The 22,674-nt window shown below is 44.8% G+C and carries 19 protein-coding genes and 2 rRNA genes; 16 read left to right on the top strand and 5 right to left on the bottom strand.

All coding sequences use genetic code 11. The annotated features are described in order from the left end of the window. Positions 1-72 precede the first annotated feature (72 nt). From M1D69_RS16600 to M1D69_RS16580, 5 genes are all read left to right on the top strand, one after another. Entirely contained in the window at positions 73-591 is a 519-nt protein-coding gene (locus M1D69_RS16600; RefSeq protein ID WP_458105477.1) for an SH3 domain-containing protein, read from the top strand. Between the two features lie 85 nt (positions 592-676). Beyond that, on the top strand, positions 677-1,009 hold the full coding sequence (locus M1D69_RS16595; protein ID WP_458105478.1) for an SdpI family protein: 333 nt from the start codon (positions 677-679) through the stop codon (positions 1,007-1,009). Then, the gene (locus tag M1D69_RS16590) at positions 996-1,859 is read left to right on the top strand and encodes an alpha/beta fold hydrolase (RefSeq protein WP_458105479.1); all 864 of its coding nucleotides are present in this window, start codon (positions 996-998) and stop codon (positions 1,857-1,859) included. Before M1D69_RS16595 ends, M1D69_RS16590 begins: the two co-directional genes overlap by 14 nt. Positions 1,860-2,090: 231 nt before the next feature. Beyond that, complete coding sequence (locus M1D69_RS16585) at positions 2,091-3,080, top strand: glycosyltransferase family 2 protein (RefSeq protein ID WP_458105480.1); 990 nt, start codon at positions 2,091-2,093, stop codon at positions 3,078-3,080. Positions 3,081-3,149: 69 nt separating this feature from the next. Next, entirely contained in the window at positions 3,150-5,735 is a 2,586-nt protein-coding gene (locus M1D69_RS16580; protein WP_458105481.1) for a YfhO family protein, read from the top strand. On the opposite strand, the gene M1D69_RS16575 is transcribed toward M1D69_RS16580, so the two are convergent. Then, on the bottom strand, positions 5,732-6,715 hold the full coding sequence (locus tag M1D69_RS16575; RefSeq protein ID WP_024120657.1) for a metal-dependent hydrolase: 984 nt from the start codon (positions 6,713-6,715) through the stop codon (positions 5,732-5,734). The two genes, M1D69_RS16580 and M1D69_RS16575, sit on opposite strands and share 4 nt — an antisense overlap. Before the next feature lie 216 nt (positions 6,716-6,931). On the opposite strand from M1D69_RS16575, the gene mutY reads away from it, so the two are divergent. Beyond that, positions 6,932-8,047 carry an A/G-specific adenine glycosylase gene (gene mutY / locus M1D69_RS16570; protein ID WP_458105482.1) on the top strand — a complete coding sequence of 372 codons (1,116 nt, stop codon included), beginning with the start codon at positions 6,932-6,934 and terminating at the stop codon, positions 8,045-8,047. A 6-nt stretch (positions 8,048-8,053) separates the two neighbouring features. Here mutY and M1D69_RS16565 read toward each other — a convergent pair whose 3' ends face one another. Continuing rightward, complete coding sequence (locus tag M1D69_RS16565; RefSeq protein WP_024120659.1) at positions 8,054-8,278, bottom strand: hypothetical protein; 225 nt, start codon at positions 8,276-8,278, stop codon at positions 8,054-8,056. Positions 8,279-8,361: 83 nt separating this feature from the next. Between M1D69_RS16565 and fabL the strand changes: the two genes are divergently transcribed. From fabL to M1D69_RS16540, 5 genes are all read left to right on the top strand, one after another. Then, the gene (gene fabL / locus M1D69_RS16560) at positions 8,362-9,114 is read left to right on the top strand and encodes an enoyl-[acyl-carrier-protein] reductase FabL (RefSeq protein ID WP_322013458.1); all 753 of its coding nucleotides are present in this window, start codon (positions 8,362-8,364) and stop codon (positions 9,112-9,114) included. Positions 9,115-9,184: 70 nt separating this feature from the next. After that, on the top strand, positions 9,185-9,442 hold the full coding sequence (gene sspE / locus M1D69_RS16555) for a gamma type acid-soluble spore protein SspE (RefSeq protein ID WP_024120660.1): 258 nt from the start codon (positions 9,185-9,187) through the stop codon (positions 9,440-9,442). 173 nt (positions 9,443-9,615) lie between these two features. Further along, positions 9,616-9,876 (top strand): YgaB family protein, encoded by a 261-nt coding sequence (locus tag M1D69_RS16550; protein WP_458105483.1) that lies wholly within the window; start codon positions 9,616-9,618, stop codon positions 9,874-9,876. 143 nt (positions 9,877-10,019) lie between these two features. Further along, positions 10,020-10,550, top strand: coding sequence for a nucleoside tri-diphosphate phosphatase (gene ntdP / locus M1D69_RS16545; protein WP_003223272.1), 531 nt, complete (start codon positions 10,020-10,022; stop codon positions 10,548-10,550). Positions 10,551-10,634: 84 nt separating this feature from the next. Beyond that, positions 10,635-12,377, top strand: coding sequence for an ABC transporter ATP-binding protein (locus M1D69_RS16540; protein WP_458105484.1), 1,743 nt, complete (start codon positions 10,635-10,637; stop codon positions 12,375-12,377). Between the two features lie 73 nt (positions 12,378-12,450). On the opposite strand, the gene M1D69_RS16535 is transcribed toward M1D69_RS16540, so the two are convergent. Together M1D69_RS16535 and M1D69_RS16530 are read right to left on the bottom strand one after the other, a co-directional pair. Further along, positions 12,451-13,512, bottom strand: a complete 1,062-nt coding sequence (locus M1D69_RS16535) for an aromatic acid exporter family protein (protein WP_044163751.1) — start codon at positions 13,510-13,512, stop codon at positions 12,451-12,453. A 219-nt stretch (positions 13,513-13,731) separates the two neighbouring features. Then, complete coding sequence (locus M1D69_RS16530; protein WP_024120664.1) at positions 13,732-15,021, bottom strand: glutamate-1-semialdehyde 2,1-aminomutase; 1,290 nt, start codon at positions 15,019-15,021, stop codon at positions 13,732-13,734. A gap of 151 nt (positions 15,022-15,172) precedes the next feature. Between M1D69_RS16530 and bcp the strand changes: the two genes are divergently transcribed. Together bcp and perR are read left to right on the top strand one after the other, a co-directional pair. Then, entirely contained in the window at positions 15,173-15,646 is a 474-nt protein-coding gene (gene bcp / locus M1D69_RS16525) for a thioredoxin-dependent thiol peroxidase (RefSeq protein ID WP_458105485.1), read from the top strand. A 135-nt stretch (positions 15,647-15,781) separates the two neighbouring features. After that, complete coding sequence (perR, locus tag M1D69_RS16520; RefSeq protein WP_010333472.1) at positions 15,782-16,219, top strand: peroxide-responsive transcriptional repressor PerR; 438 nt, start codon at positions 15,782-15,784, stop codon at positions 16,217-16,219. Positions 16,220-16,249: 30 nt separating this feature from the next. On the opposite strand, the gene M1D69_RS16515 is transcribed toward perR, so the two are convergent. Further along, entirely contained in the window at positions 16,250-16,603 is a 354-nt protein-coding gene (locus M1D69_RS16515; protein WP_010333473.1) for a YgzB family protein, read from the bottom strand. Between the two features lie 206 nt (positions 16,604-16,809). Here M1D69_RS16515 and M1D69_RS16510 point away from each other — a divergent pair, with 206 nt between their 5' ends. The 3 genes from M1D69_RS16510 (at position 16,810) to M1D69_RS16500 (ending at position 22,636) form a co-directional block, all read left to right on the top strand. Beyond that, positions 16,810-17,694, top strand: coding sequence for a nucleotidyltransferase-like protein (locus M1D69_RS16510; RefSeq protein ID WP_458105486.1), 885 nt, complete (start codon positions 16,810-16,812; stop codon positions 17,692-17,694). A gap of 295 nt (positions 17,695-17,989) precedes the next feature. Next, a 16S ribosomal RNA gene (locus tag M1D69_RS16505) occupies positions 17,990-19,539 on the top strand. A gap of 169 nt (positions 19,540-19,708) precedes the next feature. Continuing rightward, positions 19,709-22,636 (top strand): 23S ribosomal RNA (locus M1D69_RS16500). The 16S and 23S rRNA genes sit together here, the layout of an rRNA operon. The last annotated feature ends 38 nt before the right edge of the window (positions 22,637-22,674 follow it).

Below are 22,674 nucleotides of genomic sequence, written 5' to 3'. Positions count from 1 at the left end.
AAAAGTGTTTCATCCTCCAGGCAATCAGGGAATACCTCTTATATCTTGTCAAAATGCGAGGAGGAGCTATGTATGAAAAAGAAACAAGTATTGCTCGCTTTAACTGCCGCCGCAGGACTGAGTTTTACCGCATTTAGCACTGCTCCCGCAGCAAAAGCTGCAACCCTTCAGACCATAAATGTCTCTCTGCCATCATCAGATTCGTATATGATTAAAGCAGGAAAACTGAATGTCCGGGCTGAGCCAAAACAAAAAAGCGCGATTCTCGGCACAGTATCATCTGAACAGAAAGTCACTGTAAAGGGATTTGCAAATGCTGATTGGGCTCAAATCGAATTCAAAGGAAAAAAAGGATATATTTCAACACACTTCTTAATGAAAACCGCAAGTCAAGCAAAAACAGCAAAGCAGACTGCCTTCTATTCTCCAACACCGGAAAACGGAAAAGCCAAGCAGCTTTCCTCGGGGAAAGAAGTCACTTTGCTCGGCTGGGGATTCAGTGAAAACGGAGGATTTGATTTCAGCTGGGCATTCGTTGATTACGGCGGGATAAAAGGCTATATTCCGACAAAGGATTTACAAATACGCTAAATAGACAGGCTCATGCTTGTCTTTTTGTCTGGATATTGAAACATTTCTTCTTTCTGAACGTAACAATGAGAAAGGAGATGATCATATGGCATGTTTAGTCGGCGGAGGGCTCATGATCTTTGCAGGTCTTTTCATCAAATTGTTCCCTCCAAAATCCATTAACAGTGTATATGGATTTAGAACGAGACGCTCAATGTCAGATCAAAAATTATGGAATGAAGCCAACCGTTACAGTGCGGCGCTCATGATCCTGTCAGGTTTGATTGTCTTGGGGGCCGGGGTGCTCCTGAGATCAAGCTTTATCATCCTTCAGCTGATCTTGCTTGTTGCTGCTTGTATCATCGCTTTTTTACTGACGGAGAAAAGGCTGAAACATATGACGCAAAGTCAAGGAGGAGATTTAAGTGGAAGGAGTTAACAGCCAGTTTGTCAAAACAAATGGAATCACACTCCACGTTGCTTCCGCAGGACCGGAGGACGGCCCGCTTATCGTCCTGCTCCATGGATTCCCTGAGTTTTGGTATGGCTGGAAAAACCAAATCAAATCGCTTGCGGACGCGGGGTACCGGGTGATTGCTCCTGACCAGCGAGGTTACAATCTCAGTGACAAACCGGAAGGAATTGAGGCATATCGGATTGATACATTACGAGATGATATCATTGGGCTTATTTCGCAATTCACTGATCAAAAAGCAATCGTGATCGGTCATGACTGGGGAGGAGCAGTAGCCTGGCACTTGGCATCAACACGTCCGGAATATCTTGAAAAGCTTATCGCCATTAACATACCGCATCCGCACGTTATGAAAACCGTAACGCCAGTCTACCCGCCGCAATGGCTGAAAAGCTCATACATTGCCTTCTTCCAGCTGCCGGACAAACCGGAGGCCGCGTTAACAGAAAACGATTATGAGAAATTAGATAAAGCCATCGGGCTATCTGATCGGCCGGAGCTTTTTTCTTCTGAGGATATCAATAAGTACAAAGAAGCGTGGAAGCAGCCTGGCGCCCTGACATCAATGCTGAACTGGTACAGGGCCCTCAGAAAAGGCAGCCTTGCAGAAAATTCCCGCGAATGCCATACAGCCCCTTATCGGATGATCTGGGGAATGGAAGACCGCTTTTTAAGCAGAAAGCTTGCAAAAGAAACAGCAAGACGCTGTCCAAACGGGCATTTAATATTTGTGGATGAAGCGTCCCATTGGATCAGCCACGAAAAGCCGGCCATCGTGAATCAGCTTATTTTAGAATATCTTGAAAACCAATAAGTCAGATTTTCTTTGCACCGTCTGTCGAAATGGCAGACTTTTTCTATGCTTTTTTTTCATACTCTATTTTAATCCTGACAAAATAACATTACATATACTCAAATGTCATACCAAAAATGTAACAAAAAACAGGTTTAAACGACTTTAAAAAAAGGAATAGCCTTACTGAAGATTTGTGTACAATTCCCCTAAGGCAATACTTAAAAAGAATAATAAAAAGAAGGTGCCTTAATGAAGCAAGGATTAATCTCGATTATTATCCCGTCTTACAATGAAGGTTATAATGTCAAACTCATTCATGAATCTTTAAAAAAGGAATTCAAAAACATTCATTATGATTATGAAATATTCTTCATTAACGACGGAAGTATTGATGACACGCTTCAGCAGATCAAAGACCTGGCATCCAAATGCAGCCGAGTGAAATACATATCATTTTCGCGGAATTTTGGAAAAGAAGCCGCGATCTTGGCCGGATTTGAACATGTTCAAGGTGAGGCAGTTGTCGTGATGGACGCCGATTTGCAGCATCCGACCTATTTGCTGAAGGACTTTATCAAAGGCTACGAGGAAGGCTATGATCAAGTCATTGCCCAGAGGAACAGAAAAGGTGATAACCCCGTGCGTTCGCTTCTTTCTTCCCTTTACTACAAGTTCATTAATAAAGCGGTGGAAGTTGATTTGCGTGACGGTGTCGGAGACTTTCGGCTGTTAAGCCGCCAAGCTGTGGATGCACTTTTGAAACTGAGCGAAGGCAACCGCTTTTCAAAAGGCCTGTTTTGCTGGATCGGCTTCGAACAGAAAATTGTTTTTTACGAAAATGTCGAAAGAAAAAACGGCACATCCAAATGGTCATTCAACAGCCTTTTTAATTACGGAATGGACGGCGTTGTCTCCTTCAATCATAAACCGCTGAGAATATGCTTTTACACCGGCATTTTTGTATTGCTGCTCTCTCTTATTTATATCATAGCCACGTTCGTCAAAATTCTTACAAACGGTATTTCTGTACCCGGATATTTCACAATTATATCTGCGGTCTTATTCCTTGGCGGGGTTCAGCTGTTAAGCCTTGGCATCATAGGAGAATACATCGGCAGAATTTATTATGAAACAAAAAAACGTCCGCATTATTTGATCAAAGAAGCAAATATCCCGAGCAAAGATCTGCCTGAAACGAACGAATTGAAAAACATGCGGCGCTTGACCAAACTGCACTGAAATGAATCAATTGCCATTGGCAGTGCTTTTTTGCATGCTTACAGTTAACGGCAAGACTGGAGAACTCTTATGAAAAAAAGAAAACATGTCATGATGTATGCGGCCAGTCTGTTCATAGCCGTTCTTGCGCACGCTTTTTTTGTGAAAGAATGGGCGGAAGGCAGATATATGACAGGTCCGGGTGACGGACTGGCGCAAATGATCGTATTTAAGAAATTATTATATGAACAATACACGCAAGGAAACTTTTTCTATCATTATTCATTCGGACTCGGCGGCGGCACATTCAGTCAGCTTGGCTATTATTTTTCTGCTTCTTTCCTTTTTCTCGCGACATCCGCCGCAGTATGGCTGCTGCAATCCGTTCATCTCATCGGTGAGGCGGACACGCTTTTTTGGGCGCAGTCAGCCGTTTTTATCAGCATTTTAAAGCTGAGTCTGATTATTTTTACAGCAGCTTCTGTTTTCACCTATTTGCTCAAACGCAGAGCAGCGGCGTTTACGGGTGCTGTACTATACGGAGTATCGATTATTTACTTTCGCCACGAAGCGTATTGGGAATTTTTCACAGATACAATGATTTGGCTCCCGCTTCTCGTGCTCGGAGCGGAAAAAATCATCAGGGAGCGGCGTCCGGCATGGTTTATCATTGCTTGCTCACTGAGCTTAATCAACAATTTTTACTTTGCATACATAAATCTGATTTTCATTGGAATTTATATTTTGTTCAGATGGCTCATCAAGCTGGAAGATCATGAAGTGAAAAAATGGGTTCAATGCAAAATGTTTTTAGTCTCGGGACTCATTTCTTTCGGTATCAGTGCGGCGGTATTTGTGCCGGTGGTTTACGGGTATTTAAATAACCTGCGCCCTCCGTATAATGAAAAAATAGAGTGGCTGAATTTCGATGATAATATTTTATTTTCAAGCAGGATTATCGTGGTGCCAGCCATCTTTTTACTGTTTTTGTTTGTCATTTCTTTTTATAAACACCGGGTGTTTCGCCTTTTTGCCGGATTGAGCCTTCTGTTTATCCTCTTTCATTTCAGTCCGTACGCGGCAAGCGCCTTTAACGGCTTTTCCGCCCCGCAAAACCGGTTTGAATATATTTTGGCCTTTACAATCGCCGGAGCAGCCGCCGCAGGTTTATCACAGCTGCAGGAGCTGAGGCGGAAAGAACTGCTTCCTGCAGCCGCGATTGTTCTGCTTCTTTATTGGTATCATGTCCAAAGGGATGAGCTTTATATATGGAAGCCAGCGAATGAAAGCATCCTGCTGCTTTTGTTCCTGACAATCGCTGCTTTGTTTGCCGCAGTTTTTATGAAAAAACGGGCAAAGCTGGCTGTATACGGTGTGGTGATTCTGTCTTCGCTGCTTGTCGCTAACACTTATCAGAAATATGTGCTCTCAGAAGGAGGCGGGCTGGACAGTGTCTCAAAATCCTATATGACAAGCGAGGAATACAAAGGAGACGAACAATCTCAGCTCATCAGACGTGTGCAAAAGGAAGACAATGACCCGCTCGTGAGAATCGACTGGATGAATGGCGTCCGCAATAACACTCCGATTATTTACGGATTTAATGGATTCAGCGCCTACTCGAGCATTTTAAACAGCCATTTGCTCTCCTTCTATTGGAATGATCTTCGCATCGATATGGGAAGAGAAAGCGTCAGCCGCTACGCTTCATTGGGGGACAGAGCGAATTTGTACAGCCTGCTTTACGGCAGATATTATATGACGGAAAAAATAAACGAAGCGAATGTTCCATACGGCTTTACAAAACATATGGAATCAGAGCACTACACCGTTTATGAAAATCAATACATGCTTCCTTTTGTCAAATCAGCCGATAAAGTTTACACAGAAAGGGATTTGGAAAAATTGCCGGCTCTTGCGAAAGAGCAAGCGATGCTGAAAGGAATTGTATTAGCAGATCCAACTGAAAAAACAGAGCAGCCGCCTGATCTGGCGAATCTGATCTCCAAATCGGATATCACTGCAAAACAAGCTCAATATCAAAACGGACTCCTTACGGTAACTGGAGAAAAGGGCGGAGAATTGATCATCACTCCGAAAAAGGCGTCAGCCGGTCCGGGCGATTACTATGTCGGTTTTTATTTGAATAGCAAAGCAAAAGACAAAGGATTTACGCTAAAGGTAAATGATTATGTCACAACAAGAAAATCCAATCAATCGATCTATAAAACGGGGGTAAATGATTTAACCATCAGAGTGCCTCAATCAGATCATATCTCGATCAGGCTTCCGAAAGGAACGTACGAGCTTTCACACATAGCGCTTTATGAAGAAAATTATCAAACATTAAAAAACGCTGTGTCGCAAAACAAAACAGAGAGAACAGACAGCCTGGAATGGAATAAAAACAAGCTGACATTCACATATCACAATTCCAAACCCCAGTACATCATGCTCCCGATTCCGTATGAGAAAGGCTGGGAGCTGAAAATTAACGGGAAACAGCAGAAAATTGAAAAAGCCGATTACACTTTTATCGGTTTTAAGGCGCAAAAGGGAGACAATCAAATTGAACTCACCTACTATCCGCCATATTTTAAAATATCCGCACTGATGTCTTTCATCAGTCTGCTCTTAGCTGTTTTTTATACAAGACGCAAAAAAGCCCGGCTCTAAATAGAGCCGAGCTTTAATTTTTTCTGAAGCTTTTCTTCGCTGAATATCCAGCCGGTATAAGATGAGCGTATCTCAAGATCATGGCTGATATGAACGATTGCGACAAACGGATAGTGCCCTTTACTCCGATAACGCAGGTCAATAAACCGTACCTCGTAATGATCCTTATACGTATCCACTTCCCACCTGTAAACCGGGGAGAACGACAGAAACGCCGCAATGTTATCATCCTGCTTCGCCGCTTGCATAACGTCGGTTTCAGGAACCGGCACCCGATTAAACGTATCAAGTATCACCACATGCCCGTCCATGCTCCTTCCTACATAAAAAGCATGCGCAGTCGTAACCGCAATCCGCCATTGCCTGAATTTCATCGTCGGCGAAATGATAATGCTTTCGATCTCTTCATGAATCATCTCACGGAGCTGCCGTTTGATTCGCAGCTGCATCATCAGGCGCAAGATATAATAGCCTGCCAGTATTACGTATAAGGTGAGAAATGTAATACCGGGGCTGCCGCCGACATACCAAACCGCGATGGCCGCCAGATGGCTGATAAATATAAACGGATCAAATGTGTTAATCAGCCCGAGTGCCACCCATTTTTTCGAAAACGGCCGGATGGCTTGTGTTCCGTACGCGTTGAAAATGTCAACAAATACATGCAGCACAACTGCCAGCAATGTCCACAGCCACAGATGCAGAAAATCAGCCTGCGGATAAAATAAATACAAAATCGCCGGAATGATGACAGACCAAAACAAAACGGCGGGAATAGAATGGGTAAAGCCTCTGTGATTTCTTATATAAACAGCATTGTTTTTAAGTTTTAACACAGTATCAATATCAGGAGCCTGTGAGCCCGCAAGCGTAGCGATCATGACTGCGTGAGCCATTGCCGGATCTGTTCCGACAACCGGATCCAGTGTCGCGATTCCGCCGAGGGCGATGCCCATGACAACATGTGTGCCCGTATCCATAGGTGACCTCCTTGCAGGTGTATCCTGCACATTCACTTTTGTAAGACATTACCTATTTTTGTATACCCAATCTTTTAACCTGTTTAATCGTTCTCATATGTTTCCGCTTTTTCTTTACTTCTATTTAATGTAACATATTATCGTACTGTGCCCTTAGTGTACAACAAAAAACAGTCTAAAGAAAAGCGGGGCGCGAGAGACTGGGGAGAAACACATATGAACGTACTTGAAGATAAGGTAAAACAAAAAGATATACAGCAATTTCAAAATGATTTAATTAACTGGTTCGAAAGAGAACAGCGCATTCTGCCGTGGAGAGAGGACCAAGATCCGTATAAAGTATGGGTATCTGAAGTGATGCTCCAGCAAACGAGGGTAGAGACGGTCATTCCTTACTTTTTACGGTTTGTGGAGCAATTTCCGACAGTAGAAGCGCTCGCTGATGCCGATGAAGAAAAAGTGCTCAAAGCATGGGAAGGCCTCGGTTATTATTCGCGTGTCAGAAACCTGCAAAGCGCGGTAAAAGAAGTGAAGCAGCAATACGGGGGAGTTGTTCCGTCAGAAGAAAAAGAGTTCGGCGGCTTAAAAGGAGTAGGCCCTTACACAAAAGGAGCGGTGCTAAGCATCGCATACAATAAACCGATTCCCGCGGTTGACGGAAATGTGATGCGTGTCATGTCGAGGATTCTGTCCATCTGGGATGATATTGCCAAGCCAAAAACAAGAACGATTTTTGAAGAAGCAGTCCGTGCGTTTATTTCAAAAGAAAAACCCTCCGAATTCAATCAGGGTTTAATGGAGCTGGGAGCCATCATCTGTACGCCGAAATCACCTTCTTGCCTGCTTTGTCCTGTTCAGCAGCATTGCTCAGCGTTTGCAGAAGGCACTGAACGAGAACTCCCGGTGAAAAGCAAAAAGAAAAAACCCGGGATCAAAACAATGGCTGCAATTGTACTGACAGATGATGACGGACAAGTCTATATTCATAAACGCCCGTCTAAGGGACTTCTTGCCAATCTGTGGGAATTCCCGAATCTTGAAACGCAAAAAGGAATCAAAACAGAGCGCGAGCAGCTCACTGCATTTTTAGAAAGCGATTTTGGCATAAAAGCTGAAATCAGTGACCTCCAAGGTGTAGTGGAGCATGTTTTCACCCACCTGGTATGGAATATTTCTGTGTTTTTCGGTAAAGTAAAACAAGTGTCGGATACTGCAGACCTGAAAAAAGTAACGAAGAAAGAGCTTGAAGAATTCGCGTTTCCAGTGTCACATCAAAAAATTTGGAAGATGGCAGTGGAAGCAGCCGGGTCATTTAATTCGGCTGCTCGGTAAGAGTCCTTAATCATAACTGACGCGCGTGCCGTGGCTGTAGTCTGCTTCATTGCGCTTCATTCCGCCGCGCGCTTCAATCTCTTGCGTTAATTCACGGTATTTGGATTGGCCTTCTTCGTTCAAATAAGGCATAATTTGCTGAAAGGCATGATGAAAAAAGGCGAGTTCACTGTTTTTCCAGTCCTTTTTGGAAATCATGGTCAATTCGCTCATATCTCGTCCGACATACATAACAGAAGACCCCCCTTTAAAGTTCTTGCCATTATTGTTTGTGGAATGAAGAGAACTATACGCTACAAGGAGCTGAGGAAAAAATGGAACAAAATAAATGCGCACTCGTAACAGGAAGCAGCCGCGGCGTCGGAAAAGCAGCGGCGATCAGACTTGCGGAAAACGGCTATAATATTGTCATCAACTATGCACGCAGCAAAAAAGCCGCTCTGGAAACAGCGGAAGAAATTGAAAAACTTGGCGTGAAAGTGCTTACCGTAAAAGCAAACGTAGGCCAGCCCGCAAAAATTAAAGAGATGTTTCAGCAAATTGATGAAACCTTTGGAAGACTGGATGTTTTTGTTAATAATGCTGCATCAGGTGTACTGAGACCGGTTATGGAATTAGAGGAGACACATTGGGACTGGACGATGAACATCAATGCAAAAGCCTTGCTTTTCTGCGCTCAAGAAGCGGCAAAACTGATGGAGAAAAACGGCGGCGGTCATATCGTCAGCATCAGCTCATTAGGTTCAATCCGCTACCTTGAAAACTATACGACAGTTGGTGTGTCAAAAGCTGCGTTAGAGGCTTTAACCCGTTATCTCGCAGTAGAGCTTTCACCAAAACAGATTATCGTAAATGCGGTATCAGGCGGAGCGATTGACACAGATGCGCTCAAACACTTCCCGAACAGAGACGACCTTTTGGAGGATGCGCGTCAAAATACCCCGGCGGGACGTATGGTAGAGATTAAAGATATGGTCGATACGGTTGAATTTTTAGTGTCATCAAAAGCTGACATGATCCGCGGACAGACCATTATCGTTGACGGCGGGCGTTCACTGCTCGTTTAAAAAAATTTTTTAAAAAAAGGAATAGCTACTCGATCACCTGCACATTCTAATGACCGTGGAGGTGATAACAATGGCTAACTCAAATAACTTCAGCAAAACAAACGCTCAACAAGTCAGAAAACAAAACCAACAATCAGCTGCTGGTCAAGGTCAATTCGGCACTGAATTTGCTAGCGAAACAAACGCTCAGCAAGTCAGAAAACAAAACCAACAATCAGCTGCTGGCCAACAAGGTCAATTCGGCACTGAATTCGCAAGCGAAACGAACACACAGCAGGTAAGACAGCAAAACCAATCTGCTGAACAAAACAAACAACAAAACAGCTAATCACTGAAACAGAAAAAAGCACTTCATCTTCGGGTGGAAGTGCTTTTTTCTGTTTGAAAAACGACAAAACTTGTGAAAGCTCAACAGAATGAGTCAAAGGGTTTGCTTAGATCAGAATCGAAATGAATAATGGTGGAAACGTTTAGACTTTGACCAGGCTGAAGGAGGAACCGATGACGGAATTTGAAAAGCTGGTAATAGAACAGATGAAAACGATGGACAAGCTTCTCGATCTCCAATCAGAGCTCGACCGCTGCAAAGAAATCGAAGCAGAACTCCGGCACTTGGAAAGGGATGCAAGGCTGCGCGATATTCAGGATGAAATTGCGGTAAAACGAAAACATCTTGCTGATATACAGGATACGTTTCAAAGACAGACAGAGCAGGTGATTCGTTCATATCGCAGCTCAGAAAAGCCGTCTTCCTATGTGTAGAGCAGGAATGTGCCATTCCCAAGCCGGAATGGCTCTTTTATTTTCATTTTTCAATTTGTAACGTTATAATAGGTAAAAGACGTTGTCGGTAAGCAAATTTGGACATACTACCTGTAGGGCTTTATAGAAAGTAGGGGAGAAATATGGGTTATCCCAAGGAAGGAGAAACCATTCAAATTCACAGCTATAAGCATAATGGGCTGATTCATAGAATTTGGAATGAGACAACAATCTTAAAAAGTACAGAAATGTGTGTCATCGGAGCCAATGACCGGACGATGGTAACCGAATCAGACGGCCGGACATGGATAACCAGAGAGCCCGCAATCTGTTATTTTCACGCAAGACAATGGTTTAATGTCATCGGGATGCTGAGGGAAGACGGGGTTCATTATTATTGCAACATCAGTTCTCCGTTTGCCTATGATGGCGAAGCAATTAAATATATTGATTATGACTTAGATGTTAAGGTTTTTCCTGATATGACTTACAATATTCTCGATGAAGACGAATATGATGATCATCGGAAAGCCATGAATTATCCAAAAGAAATTGACAGTATTTTAAGAGACTACTTAAACACGCTGCTCCATTGGATTCATCAGCGGCAGGGCCCGTTTGCACCCGAGTTTGTCGATATGTGGTATGAACGGTATTTGCGCTATACAAAATAATGGTTGAGTAAAAACCTGTTGCGGGGTACAACAGGTTTTTCACATGGGCTCACACACATCATGATAAAGAGAGGGGGAATCAACGTGGGGGTTATGAAACGCTATATGCAATTCGTCAAACCTTATAAGAAGCAAATTTTCATTACAGTATTAATCGGGATCGTAAAATTCTCCATTCCGCTTGCTCTCCCATTGCTTCTAAAGTACGTAGTTGACGACATTATTCAAGGAGGCGGCACGGCCAGTGACAAAACAACGTCATTGTTCACCATTATGGCGATCATGTTCGCCTTATTTTTAATTTTGCGCCCGCCTGTTGAATATTATCGGCAATATTTTGCCCAGTGGACAGCCAGCAAGGTACTCTATGATATAAGAGCCAAGCTGTTTGATCATATACAGAAGCTGAGCCTTCGTTTCTATGCGAATACTAGAACAGGGGAAGTCATTTCCCGAGTCATCAATGACGTGGAACAAACAAAGGATTTTGTGATCACAGGTCTGATGAATATATGGCTCGATATGCTGACGATTTTGATCGTAATCTCTATCATGCTGACACTGGACGTTAAATTAACGCTTATTTCAATCATTTTGTTTCCGTTATACGGTATATCAGTGAAGTATTTTTACGGCCGTTTAAGAAAGCTGACAAGAGAGCGGTCACAGGCGCTTGCTCAAGTGCAGGGGCATTTGCATGAACGGATTCAAGGCATGCCGGTAATCAGAAGTTTTGCGATAGAAGACCATGAGCAGGCCAACTTTAACGAAAAAAACAGCCATTTCTTAGATAAGGCAATCCGTCATACGAATTGGAATGCCAAAACCTTTGCGGTTGTCAACACCATTACAGATCTGGCACCGCTCATCGTGATTGCATTTGCCGGCTATTTTGTCATCAACGGACCGCTGACAGTCGGAACGATGGTTGCGTTTGTCGGTTATATCGACAGAATGTATAACCCTGTCAGAAGGCTGATTAATTCTTCTACTACCTTGACGCAGTCAATCGCTTCAATGGACAGGGTATTTGAATTTATTGACGAGCCGTATGAACTGACTGACAAACCAAATGCCATCAAAGCTGACCATATCCGCGGAGAAGTCGAATTTCGAAATGTGTCGTTTCAATATGAAGAGGGAAAAGAAAACATCCTTCACGATGTATCTTTAAAAGTAACCAGAGGAGAAACCGTAGCCCTCGTTGGAATGAGCGGCGGAGGGAAATCCACGCTCGTCAGCCTGATTCCAAGGTTTTATGATGTATCAAGCGGCAGCCTATTGATTGACGGGACAGATATTCGGGATTATAAAGCAAGAAGCCTGCGCAATCAGGTTGGCATGGTGCTTCAGGATACCTTTTTATTCAGTGAAACGATTAGAGAAAATATTGCGATCGGAAAACCTGATGCCACGCTTGAAGACATTATGGAAGCCGCAAAAGCAGCCAATGCACATGATTTTATTATGAGTTTTCCGGAAGGGTATGAGACCCGTGTGGGAGAAAGAGGCGTTAAGCTCTCAGGGGGACAAAAACAGCGGATTTCCATTGCGCGTGTATTTCTGAAAAATCCGCCGCTGCTGATCTTGGATGAAGCTACTTCAGCTTTGGATCTTGAAAGTGAGCACTACATTCAAGAAGCGATGGACAAGCTGGCGAAGGACAGAACAACTTTTGTTGTGGCCCACCGATTATCAACCATCACACATGCGGATAAAATTGTCGTCATGGAAAACGGAACAATCATCGAAACCGGAACCCATGATGAACTGATGGATTACGACAGTCAATACAAGCACTTATTCACAATCCAAAACTTGAGCTAAACATCAATCTTATATCCTTTGATCAAGGATATAAGATTTTTTTGTATAAAAAAACCCGGTGATGTGAACCGGGCTACTCTTCTATTTCCAATTCGCAGTCTTTCGGATGGTACGTTTGAAAGCTTGTAATAAGTGTTTCTAAATGTTCGAGCTGCTCGCGATATTCCACAGCGCTTGCCATAATATTAAGCATATTATAATCAAGAAGCTCATCATCAGAGTTGCGCTGGTTTCTAAGAAATGACTTTGTCAGCAGCTGTTTGTATTGGATGCCTTCTTCATCTGTATCATCATGCGGTTTAATTTTGCCGACAAACCTCATCAAAATCCGCTCGTGCCAATAAAGCAGGTAATCAAGCTCTTCAGTCAGCGTTTCCTGAAACTCTTCAGGCATATGATAAATCTCGTTTTCCAGGCGATGCAGCTTCTTCAGCGTGTCGAGCGCCCGGTTTGCGGTTATTATCGACTGTCTGAACAGGACAAGTTTTCTTGATTTTACGTAAGTCGTTTTCTTAAAGTAGCTTCTTTCTTCTTTATATAGAAGATATGTCTGATCAAGCTTGATCATTTTTTCTTTCAATTTTTCAATATCCTCTTTCAAAATCGAATGCTCTGTTGACTGGCGCATAATCAGCCTGATCCATTTCATAATTTCTTCAGTGTTTTCGACTGTGTTATGAATCAGCTTTGTCTCGTACTTAGGCGGCAGGAACACCAGGTTGACGATAAAGGAAGAAAGTACCCCTAAAATGACTGTGCTTGTTCTGATCAGCGCAAACATTAAGAAGTCGTCACCGGCAGATTCTAAAATCGCAATAACTGTAACAAGAGCAATCGAAATCGTATGTTCAATTTTAAGCTTCAGCATTATGGTAATAACAATAACTGCTGTCAATCCGATCATAATCGGACTGGGTCCGAAAATAAGACCGAACACTGTGGCGATAACAGCTCCGATAATATTTGCCTGAACCTGATCAATAATAATAAGAAAAGAGCGGTAAATTGACGGCTGGATCGCAAATATCGCTGCAATCCCAGCAAAAATCGGTGCGGGAAGTCCGATCCACGAAGCTAAATAAAGAGCCAGCGTAATCGCGATCCCTGTTTTGAAAATGCGGGCACCAAGTTTCATTGGTTTGTGCGTGCATTCCTTTCTATAGTGAATTGTTTGACCTAGCAAATGGCTAATCCTTAAAATTCCCTGTGAGTTTATTTGCTAAACAATTAAGTAATATACAGGGATCAATACAATTATTCAAGCTATTTTTCAAGAAAATGACCAAAATCTTACACGCTTTTTAAAAGTACAAAAAAACAGGAGCTTTAAGCTCCTGTCCGGGGATGTGAAATATTACTTTTTAAGATGTTTAAAAGCATCCTCAACAGCAGCAAGCGTATCTTTAATATCCTGCTCTGTATGCGCTGTTGTAATAAACCACGCTTCATATTTAGAAGGTGCGAGATTAATGCCGCGCTCAAGCATCAGCTTGAAAAACGTAGCGAATGTTTCACCGTCACTGCGTTCTGCCTGATCGTAATTTTCTACTTTCTCATCAGAGAAGTAAACCGTCAGCGCACCCTTTAACCGATTGACTGTTATTGTGATGCCGTGGGTTTCTGCGTGTGCCAAAATGCCTTCCTCAAGCATAGCGCCAAGATGGTCAAGCTTTTCATACACGCCTTCCTCTTTCAGCACTTCCAGGCAAGCAATGCCGGATAAAATAGAAGCGGGGTTTCCGGCCATTGTTCCTGCCTGATATGCAGGGCCGAGCGGTGCGACTTGCTCCATAATTTCTTGTTTGCCGCCATAGGCTCCAATTGGAAGTCCGCCGCCAATAATTTTTCCGAGAGCAGTTAAATCCGGTTTCACCTGTAAAAGATCCTGAGCACCGCCATACATAAAGCGGAAAGCAGTAATGACTTCATCATAAATAACGAGGGCGCCCGCATTGTGTGTCAGTTCGTTTACTTGTTCTAAGAAACCTTCTTTTGGCTCAACGATACCGAAGTTGCCGACAATCGGTTCAACGAGAACCGCTGCGATTTCACTGCCCCATTTCTCTAAGGCCGCTTTGTAGCTGTCAATATCATTAAATGGAACTGTAATGACCTCGTTTGCAATGCTTTTCGGTACACCGGCTGAGTCAGGTGTGCCCAGAGTAGACGGACCGGAGCCGGCCGCTACGAGCACAAGATCTGAATGGCCGTGATAACATCCTGCGAATTTAATAATTTTGGTGCGGCCTGTGTAAGCACGAGCCACACGGATGGTCGTCATCACAGCTTCTGTCCCTGAATTGACGAATCTTACTTTATCCATAGCAGGGATGGCTTCCTTCAGCATCTTTGCAAAAGTAACCTCATGTTTTGTCGGTGTTCCATATAATACACCGTTTTCCGCGGCTTTTTTAATCGCCTCTGTAATATGCGGGTGGGCATGTCCGGTGATGATCGGCCCGTAAGCCGCCAAATAATCAATGTATTTGTTTCCGTCGACGTCCCAAAAATAAGCGCCATTTGCTTTCTCCATTGCAACAGGAGAACCCCCGCCAACTGCTTTATATGATCTTGAAGGGCTGTTTACACCGCCGACAATATGCTCTAATGCTTCACGGTGAAGTTCAACTGATTTTGTATACAAAAATAATAACCTCCTATATCTCCTTGCGTCCCCTCTATTGTAGCATGCTTCCAGACAAGAACAACGGATTCAGGCTCAAGATACAGGGTCATAGTTGTAATCTGGACAAGAATTGGATACGCTTAATACAAAAACATCCGGAGGTAAAGAAATGACTATTGAAATCGGACAAAAAGCGCCTGATATTGAGTTGAAAGGCGATCATGGGGAGATCGTAAAATTATCGGATTATGAAGGGAAGTATATCGTCCTTTACTTTTATCCAAAAGACATGACACCGGGATGCACAACTGAAGCGTGCGATTTTCGTGACAGCCACGAAAACTTCGCTGAGCTGGATGCTGTGGTTATCGGCGTCAGCCCGGACAGCGAGGAAAAACACGGGAAATTTAAAGAGAAGCATAATCTGCCGTTTTTGCTGCTTGTCGATGACGAACACAAGCTGGCGGAGGCGTTTGATGTATGGAAACTGAAGAAAAACTTCGGAAAAGAATATATGGGGATTGAACGCTCCACTTTTTTAATTGACAAAGAAGGCCGGCTCATTAAAGAATGGAGAAAGGTAAAAGTGAAAGACCATGTAGCCGAAGCGCTCCGGACGCTGAAAGATATGTCGGGAAAGTAAAATCGTCAATCAGCCTCAATAGTATATGCTGCAACTTTTACCCTAATATCAATTGACAAATTATCGTAAAAAGAGTTACACTAATTATAAACATTATAATGTAAGAATCTTTTTTAGAAGAGAGGTGCATGACGGATGGCTGCACATGAACTAAAAGAAGCCTTAGAAACGTTGAAGGAAACCGGAGTTCGCATTACTCCTCAACGTCATGCGATTCTGGAATATCTCGTTAACTCTATGGCTCATCCAACAGCGGACGATATATATAAAGCTCTGGAAGGGAAATTTCCTAACATGAGCGTAGCGACGGTATATAACAACTTGCGTGTGTTCCGGGAATCCGGCCTGGTAAAAGAGCTCACATACGGTGATGCTTCCAGCAGATTTGATTTTGTTACATCCGATCACTATCACGCCATTTGTGAAAGCTGCGGTAAAATTGTGGACTTCCACTATCCCGGCCTTGATGAAGTGGAACAGCTTGCTGCACATGTGACCGGCTTTAAAGTAAGCCACCACCGTTTAGAAATTTACGGCGTCTGCCAAGAGTGTTCAAAAAAAGAAAACCATTAAAATAAGCTGACCGCGAAACGGTCAGCTTATTTATTTCGACATTTTCTTCTTATTATAAGACTCATCAAATTCTTTTCCTTCTAAGCTTTGATCTAAAGTCAGCGGCTCTCTGCAATGCATACACATATCTACTCTGCCTAAAACCTTTGTCTCTTTTTCACAGCCCGGACAAATGACCCGAACCGCTTTGGTCGAGAGCATGCCGATCCAAAAATAAACAACCGTGCTGAGCCCGATAGATAAAAGCCCAAGTATCATAAACAAACTCGAAAGCAAAACGGATTCCTTAAAAAAGATCCCGATGTACATAATGATAAACCCAACGAAAACCAAACTTAACGCAAACGTTCTGATTTTATTAATTTTGCTGGAGTATTTCGCCATGTCCATCCCCCTCTAAATTAAATATAGCACAAACCTGATGGTATTTTCTTCATGTTTTCGTTTGAAATGGAATTTAAATATGGAGACTTGCTTTGAAATTGTTTATAATAGTTCAATGTGTTTAGAAAAAAGGAATTTCGATTTAACCATAGAATTGAATCAAATAGAGAATAAAAAAATTGAACAATTGCATTGGAGGAATAGTGATGGAAAATCTTCTCCGTCCAATTTACCAAGAAAGAGCAAGTCATCCCAATACATTGGCTGTTATTATGATTGAGAGAAGAAACAAAACGTCTTCCATAACAGATAACTTTGATGCCGCTTTGCTTGTCATTGTAAAGCAGTCTGATAAGCCTGTTTTTATAAAGCATTATGAATTTGATCACAAAACAGCCTCTTTGCATGTGATAACTGATGCTCAGGTTCAAGAATGGATTTTGCTCGGCACAAATAGAAGAATCATAGATTGGATTGTAAACGGAAGAGTCATGTTTGACCGCAATGAGTATATTGCTGAGCTTATCGACAGGCTTAATACTTTTCCGTTTGCAGAACGCAAGCTGAAGATCGGCCTTGAATACGGCAAGTTAATTAGAAGATACGTTGAAGGAAAAGCTTTCTTTGAAGCCAATCAATTTTTAGATGCCTACAATGCGGTAGTTCATGCGTTGCATCATCTAGCACGTATTGAAGTAATCGACAGAGGATTCCATCCGGAAACCACTGTGTGGAGTCAAGTGCGTCAGATGGAGCCTCAAGTGTACAAATTATATTCCGAGCTGATTGAAAGCCACGAAAGCTTGGAAAAAAGGCTTGAATTATTATTCTTAGCAAATGATTTTCTGATTCATTCTAAAGCTGAGATTGGTTCAGCACATCTTTTCGAAGTGATGAAAGAAAAGGACACATGGCAATTTAGCGAGCTTCTTCAGCATCATGGCTTAAAACATTTCACTCAAGACCTTGGCGTCATGCTTGATTACCTTACAGAAAAAGGTCTTATCAGTGTGTGCCGGATTGAAACCAAAGGACAGGATGTCTTTCATAGAGGATATTCTTTTAAAAAAGATGTTGACTCTGATTCTTGAGCATGGTATATTATTAAACGTCGCTGATGCGCTTCTAAAAAAATAAGCTCACAGCGGCGGAGAAATAAAATAAAAAACATTTGACAAAGTAAAATTGAAATGTTATATTAATAAAGTCGTTTCTTAAAGAAGTGGCGGATGATCTTTGAAAACTAAACAAGACAAAACGTACCTGTTAATTCAAGTTTTATTATAAATCGCACAGCGATGTGCGTAGTCAGTCAAACTGAGGTCTGCACGATGCAGATCACGCAGATGTTGCCACAGGATGTGGTGAACTTAATCTGCGATCCATTTATCGGAGAGTTTGATCCTGGCTCAGGACGAACGCTGGCGGCGTGCCTAATACATGCAAGTCGAGCGGACAGATGGGAGCTTGCTCCCTGATGTTAGCGGCGGACGGGTGAGTAACACGTGGGTAACCTGCCTGTAAGACTGGGATAACTCCGGGAAACCGGGGCTAATACCGGATGCTTGTTTGAACCGCATGGTTCAAACATAAAAGATGGCTTCGGCTACCACTTACAGATGGACCCGCGGCGCATTAGCTAGTTGGTGAGGTAACGGCTCACCAAGGCAACGATGCGTAGCCGACCTGAGAGGGTGATCGGCCACACTGGGACTGAGACACGGCCCAGACTCCTACGGGAGGCAGCAGTAGGGAATCTTCCGCAATGGACGAAAGTCTGACGGAGCAACGCCGCGTGAGTGATGAAGGTTTTCGGATCGTAAAGCTCTGTTGTTAGGGAAGAACAAGTACCGTTCGAATAGGGCGGTGCCTTGACGGTACCTAACCAGAAAGCCACGGCTAACTACGTGCCAGCAGCCGCGGTAATACGTAGGTGGCAAGCGTTGTCCGGAATTATTGGGCGTAAAGGGCTCGCAGGCGGTTCCTTAAGTCTGATGTGAAAGCCCCCGGCTCAACCGGGGAGGGTCATTGGAAACTGGGGAACTTGAGTGCAGAAGAGGAGAGTGGAATTCCACGTGTAGCGGTGAAATGCGTAGAGATGTGGAGGAACACCAGTGGCGAAGGCGACTCTCTGGTCTGTAACTGACGCTGAGGAGCGAAAGCGTGGGGAGCGAACAGGATTAGATACCCTGGTAGTCCACGCTGTAAACGATGAGTGCTAAGTGTTAGGGGGTTTCCGCCCCTTAGTGCTGCAGCTAACGCATTAAGCACTCCGCCTGGGGAGTACGGTCGCAAGACTGAAACTCAAAGGAATTGACGGGGGCCCGCACAAGCGGTGGAGCATGTGGTTTAATTCGAAGCAACGCGAAGAACCTTACCAGGTCTTGACATCCTCTGACAATCCTAGAGATAGGACGTCCCCTTCGGGGGCAGAGTGACAGGTGGTGCATGGTTGTCGTCAGCTCGTGTCGTGAGATGTTGGGTTAAGTCCCGCAACGAGCGCAACCCTTGATCTTAGTTGCCAGCATTCAGTTGGGCACTCTAAGGTGACTGCCGGTGACAAACCGGAGGAAGGTGGGGATGACGTCAAATCATCATGCCCCTTATGACCTGGGCTACACACGTGCTACAATGGACAGAACAAAGGGCAGCGAAACCGCGAGGTTAAGCCAATCCCACAAATCTGTTCTCAGTTCGGATCGCAGTCTGCAACTCGACTGCGTGAAGCTGGAATCGCTAGTAATCGCGGATCAGCATGCCGCGGTGAATACGTTCCCGGGCCTTGTACACACCGCCCGTCACACCACGAGAGTTTGTAACACCCGAAGTCGGTGAGGTAACCTTTATGGAGCCAGCCGCCGAAGGTGGGACAGATGATTGGGGTGAAGTCGTAACAAGGTAGCCGTATCGGAAGGTGCGGCTGGATCACCTCCTTTCTAAGGATATTTACGGAATATAAGACCTTGGGTCTTATAAACAGAACGTTCCCTGTCTTGTTTAGTTTTGAAGGATCATTCCTTCGAAACGTGTTCTTTGAAAACTAGATAACAGTAGACATCACATTCAATTAGTAACACAAGATATCACATAGTGATTCTTTTTAACGGTTAAGTTAGAAAGGGCGCACGGTGGATGCCTTGGCACTAGGAGCCGATGAAGGACGGGACGAACACCGATATGCTTCGGGGAGCTGTAAGCAAGCTTTGATCCGGAGATTTCCGAATGGGGAAACCCACCACTCGTAATGGAGTGGTATCCATATCTGAATTCATAGGATATGAGAAGGCAGACCCGGGGAACTGAAACATCTAAGTACCCGGAGGAAGAGAAAGCAAATGCGATTCCCTGAGTAGCGGCGAGCGAAACGGGATTAGCCCAAACCAAGAGGCTTGCCTCTTGGGGTTGTAGGACACTCTATACGGAGTTACAAAGGAACGAGGTAGATGAAGAGGTCTGGAAAGGCCCGCCATAGGAGGTAACAGCCCTGTAGTCAAAACTTCGTTCTCTCCAGAGTGGATCCTGAGTACGGCGGAACACGTGAAATTCCGTCGGAATCCGGGAGGACCATCTCCCAAGGCTAAATACTCCCTAGTGACCGATAGTGAACCAGTACCGTGAGGGAAAGGTGAAAAGCACCCCGGAAGGGGAGTGAAAGAGATCCTGAAACCGTGTGCCTACAAGTAGTCAGAGCCCGTTAACGGGTGATGGCGTGCCTTTTGTAGAATGAACCGGCGAGTTACGATCCCGTGCAAGGTTAAGCAGAAGATGCGGAGCCGCAGCGAAAGCGAGTCTGAATAGGGCGCATGAGTACGTGGTCGTAGACCCGAAACCAGGTGATCTACCCATGTCCAGGGTGAAGTTCAGGTAACACTGAATGGAGGCCCGAACCCACGCACGTTGAAAAGTGCGGGGATGAGGTGTGGGTAGGGGTGAAATGCCAATCGAACCTGGAGATAGCTGGTTCTCTCCGAAATAGCTTTAGGGCTAGCCTCAAGGTAAGAGTCTTGGAGGTAGAGCACTGATTGGACTAGGGGCCCCTACCGGGTTACCGAATTCAGTCAAACTCCGAATGCCAATGACTTATCCTTGGGAGTCAGACTGCGAGTGATAAGATCCGTAGTCGAAAGGGAAACAGCCCAGACCGCCAGCTAAGGTCCCAAAGTATACGTTAAGTGGAAAAGGATGTGGAGTTGCTTAGACAACCAGGATGTTGGCTTAGAAGCAGCCACCATTTAAAGAGTGCGTAATAGCTCACTGGTCGAGTGACTCTGCGCCGAAAATGTACCGGGGCTAAACGTATCACCGAAGCTGCGGACTGTTCTTCGAACAGTGGTAGGAGAGCGTTCTAAGGGCTGTGAAGCCAGACCGGAAGGACTGGTGGAGCGCTTAGAAGTGAGAATGCCGGTATGAGTAGCGAAAGAGGGGTGAGAATCCCCTCCACCGAATGCCTAAGGTTTCCTGAGGAAGGCTCGTCCGCTCAGGGTTAGTCGGGACCTAAGCCGAGGCCGAAAGGCGTAGGCGATGGACAACAGGTTGATATTCCTGTACCACCTCCTCACCATTTGAGCAATGGGGGGACGCAGGAGGATAGGGTAAGCGCGGTATTGGATATCCGCGTCCAAGCAGTTAGGCTGGGAAATAGGCAAATCCGTTTCCCATAAGGCTGAGCTGTGATGGCGAGCGAAATATAGTAGCGAAGTTCCTGATTCCACACTGCCAAGAAAAGCCTCTAGCGAGGTGAGAGGTGCCCGTACCGCAAACCGACACAGGTAGGCGAGGAGAGAATCCTAAGGTGATCGAGAGAACTCTCGTTAAGGAACTCGGCAAAATGACCCCGTAACTTCGGGAGAAGGGGTGCTCTGTTAGGGTGCAAGCCCGAGAGAGCCGCAGTGAATAGGCCCAGGCGACTGTTTAGCAAAAACACAGGTCTCTGCGAAGCCGTAAGGCGAAGTATAGGGGCTGACGCCTGCCCGGTGCTGGAAGGTTAAGAGGAGCGCTTAGCGTAAGCGAAGGTGCGAATTGAAGCCCCAGTAAACGGCGGCCGTAACTATAACGGTCCTAAGGTAGCGAAATTCCTTGTCGGGTAAGTTCCGACCCGCACGAAAGGCGCAACGATCTGGGCACTGTCTCAACGAGAGACTCGGTGAAATTATAGTACCTGTGAAGATGCAGGTTACCCGCGACAGGACGGAAAGACCCCGTGGAGCTTTACTGCAGCCTGATATTGAATGTTGGTACAGCTTGTACAGGATAGGTAGGAGCCTTGGAAACCGGAGCGCCAGCTTCGGTGGAGGCATCGGTGGGATACTACCCTGGCTGTATTGACCTTCTAACCCGCCGCCCTTATCGGGCGGGGAGACAGTGTCAGGTGGGCAGTTTGACTGGGGCGGTCGCCTCCTAAAAGGTAACGGAGGCGCCCAAAGGTTCCCTCAGAATGGTTGGAAATCATTCGCAGAGTGTAAAGGCACAAGGGAGCTTGACTGCGAGACCTACAAGTCGAGCAGGGACGAAAGTCGGGCTTAGTGATCCGGTGGTTCCGCATGGAAGGGCCATCGCTCAACGGATAAAAGCTACCCCGGGGATAACAGGCTTATCTCCCCCAAGAGTCCACATCGACGGGGAGGTTTGGCACCTCGATGTCGGCTCATCGCATCCTGGGGCTGTAGTCGGTCCCAAGGGTTGGGCTGTTCGCCCATTAAAGCGGTACGCGAGCTGGGTTCAGAACGTCGTGAGACAGTTCGGTCCCTATCCGTCGCGGGCGCAGGAAATTTGAGAGGAGCTGTCCTTAGTACGAGAGGACCGGGATGGACGCACCGCTGGTGTACCAGTTGTTCTGCCAAGGGCATCGCTGGGTAGCTATGTGCGGACGGGATAAGTGCTGAAAGCATCTAAGCATGAAGCCCCCCTCAAGATGAGATTTCCCATTCCGTAAGGAAGTAAGATCCCTGAAAGATGATCAGGTTGATAGGTCTGAGGTGGAAGTGTGGCGACACATGGAGCTGACAGATACTAATCGATCGAGGACTTAACCTAATGTCTAATGATGTCACACCTGTTATCTAGTTTTGAGA

This window comes from Bacillus sp. PK3-037, from assembly GCF_054161355.1.
This window is presented reverse-complemented; position numbering and strand designations above follow the sequence as displayed.